A 2,709-nucleotide genomic window follows, 5' to 3' on the forward strand; every position below is an offset into this window, starting at 1 on the left:
ATTTTGGTTTCACATTGAGAATAAAACTGTCTAGTACCGCTTTAGTGCGTGCCAGTATTTCTCTGGCGCGGATCTTGGTACCGGCCCAGCCTCTGGGGCTTGGTACCGCGTAACAGATGGCATCAATATCGTTTACATCCGCAAGAAACAGCGCACGTTCACAATGAAATTGCTGCGTGATGACGGTAAAACGAGCAAGACTAAAAACCGTCTTGGCGCGAACAACGGAATCGAGTGTCCGAAAGCCGGCATAGTCAAGATGGATCGCCTCTTCCGCGATGCCCCTCTCGCGTAAATCTCGTTTCATCGTCCAGGGTTCGTTATACGACCGATGAGCGTTGTCGCCGCTAAGAAGCAGGTGGTCAATCTTTCCTGCATGATAAAGCGCCTCAGCCGCTTCAATGCGATAGGTGTAATAAGGATTTGAGGTTTTGCCGATATATTTACTGGTGCCGAGTACGAGCCCCACTTGTCGTTTGGGCAATACATCGACATCTTTATAGATACGCCCTTTGGCGTTAAGCGTGATTGCGATATCGCTAGCCGCCATGAGAATAACAGTAAGGGCTGTGAGTATAGCCAATGTGATTATCGCCTGACGAACGAGGCGCCGGAGAGCCATGGTGCGTTGTATCCTTTTTTTGACGGACAGCACTCGATAATAGCGGGTGCGGCAAGTAGATGGAATGGTAGCAAAAAAAGCGCCTGAGTAGGCGCTTTTTCTGTCAGTCTTTGGTTAAAATGAGGTGCGTTTGTAAGCGCGGTATTCAGGCGACCAAAAACTCTCCTCGATGCGCTTTTTCAGTGCCTCATCAGAGAGCTCGGCGGCGACGCCTTCAACAATCGCTTCTTTAGCCACCTCAAACGCAATACGTTTTGATACTTGGGTAATATCCTCCAACGGTGGGAGCAGGGCGCCGATCCCTCGCTTCGCCAGAGGAGAGCATTCGGACAGTGCTCGCGATGAGGCCATTAGCATGCCATCGGTAACACGAGAAGCCCCGACGGCTAATACGCCAAGCCCGATGCCTGGAAAAATATAGCTGTTGTTACACTGTGCGATGGGGAAGGTTTTGCCATTATCTAAACGGACTGGCTCAAATGGACTTCCTGTGGCAACTAGCGCTTGACCATCGGTCCAACGCAAAATATCAAATGGCGTCGCCTCGACCCGGCTCGTGGGGTTAGATAAAGGAAAAATAATCGGGCGTGGACAGGTGGCATGCATTTGTTTAATGACATCTTCAGTGAATAACCCTGGTGCCCCCGATACGCCGACGAGCACGGTGGGTTTCGCGTTTCGAACCACGTCTAATAGTGAGATGTTGCTATCTTCTAGCTGCCACTCCGATAGTGCCTCGCTTTTTTGTACCAGCTTTTGCTGGAAGTCGAGCAAGTTTGGCATTGCATCGACTAATAGACCCCAGCGATCGACCATATACACGCGTGAGCGAGCTTGTGCATCTGAAATGCCCTCCGCGACCATTTGTGCAATGATAGCTTCTGCAATACCACAACCGGCAGAGCCCGCGCCTAAAAAGGTGATCCGCTGTTCAGACAACTTGGTGCCAGCCGCTTTACACGCGGAAATTAATGAGCCCACGGTGACTGCTGCCGTCCCTTGGATATCATCATTAAAGCAGCACACCTTGTCTTTATAGCGTTCTAGGATTGGCATGGCATTTTTTTGCGCGAAATCTTCAAATTGGATCAATGCTTCAGGCCAGCGGCGCTGTACTGCTTGGATGAACTCTTCAATAAATGCATCGTACTCTTGGCCGCTAATCCGAGTGTGGCGCCATCCCATATACATGGGATCGGAGAGCCGTTGTGGGTTATTGGTTCCTACATCCAGAACAATGGGAAGCGTATAAGCCGGACTGATCCCACCGCACGCGGTATAGAGCGATAGCTTTCCGATAGGGATGCCCATGCCACCGATCCCTTGGTCGCCTAATCCCAGAATCCGTTCTCCATCGGTGACCACTATCACTTTGACATTGTGACGAGACGCATTGTTTAAAACATCATCAATACGATCGCGGTTTGGATAAGAAATAAATAACCCGCGTCCGCGGCGATAAATATTGGAAAAGTTCTCACACGCCGCCCCAACAGTGGGGGTATAGATGATAGGCATCATTTCGGTGATGTGGTTCGATACCAGTCGGTAAAACAGCGTTTCGTTGGTATCTTGAATATTTCTAAGATAGATATGCTTATCGATATCGTTTTCGAAGCGTTGGTATTGCTGATAGGCGCGCTCGGTTTGTTCTTCAATGCTTTCTATCGCGTCTGGCAATAATCCTTCAAGGTTAAAGAACTTACGCTCTTCAACACTGAATGCGCTGCCTTTGTTTAATAGTGGCGTTTCTAGCAGAGCTGGCCCCGCGTAGGGGATATAAAGAGGACGTTTTTGATTATTCATGAATGATCAGACTCGATGGTTCTTTTCGTTGGGTCGATGACGAATGTTGGGCGTTATCATGTGCCTTCGTGGCGTTTTTATGTCCTTTGCCGAACGCTTTTTGTGCGTTAGGTAGCGATAGCCCCAGGCGATTTGCAATAAAGGGTAAAGTTTAGGCATGAATGGTGACCTAATTCAACTTTTTTACCTCAATGTGCGGTGTGGGTATTAGCAAAGTTGCGCAAGAGAAGAGCGAGGGGTCTACACTTTGCCTGTTGGCCACAACGCAGTGCGGTTTAAAC

Annotated in this window: 2 protein-coding genes; both read right to left on the minus strand. The window is 49.2% G+C overall.

Translation table 11 applies throughout. The features are described from left to right. Positions 1 to 622 (minus strand): ElyC/SanA/YdcF family protein (locus BZG79_RS13770; protein WP_077774687.1); only part of this gene is annotated, 622 nt, incomplete at its 3' end. A 114-nt stretch (positions 623 to 736) separates the two neighbouring features. Beyond that, positions 737 to 2,428 (minus strand): NAD-dependent malic enzyme, encoded by a 1,692-nt coding sequence (locus BZG79_RS13775; RefSeq protein ID WP_077677295.1) that lies wholly within the window; start codon positions 2,426 to 2,428, stop codon positions 737 to 739. Positions 2,429 to 2,709: the final 281 nt, after the last annotated feature.

It is taken from the genome of Salinivibrio sp. MA427, from assembly GCF_001996115.1.
Taxonomy (GTDB): domain Bacteria; phylum Pseudomonadota; class Gammaproteobacteria; order Enterobacterales; family Vibrionaceae; genus Salinivibrio; species Salinivibrio costicola.

Excerpts from the sequence above, each read along its gene's own strand:
- BZG79_RS13775 (WP_077677295.1), bottom strand. The coding sequence starts at position 2,428 with ATGAATAATCAAAAACGTCCTCTTTATATCCCCTACGCGGGGCCAGCT.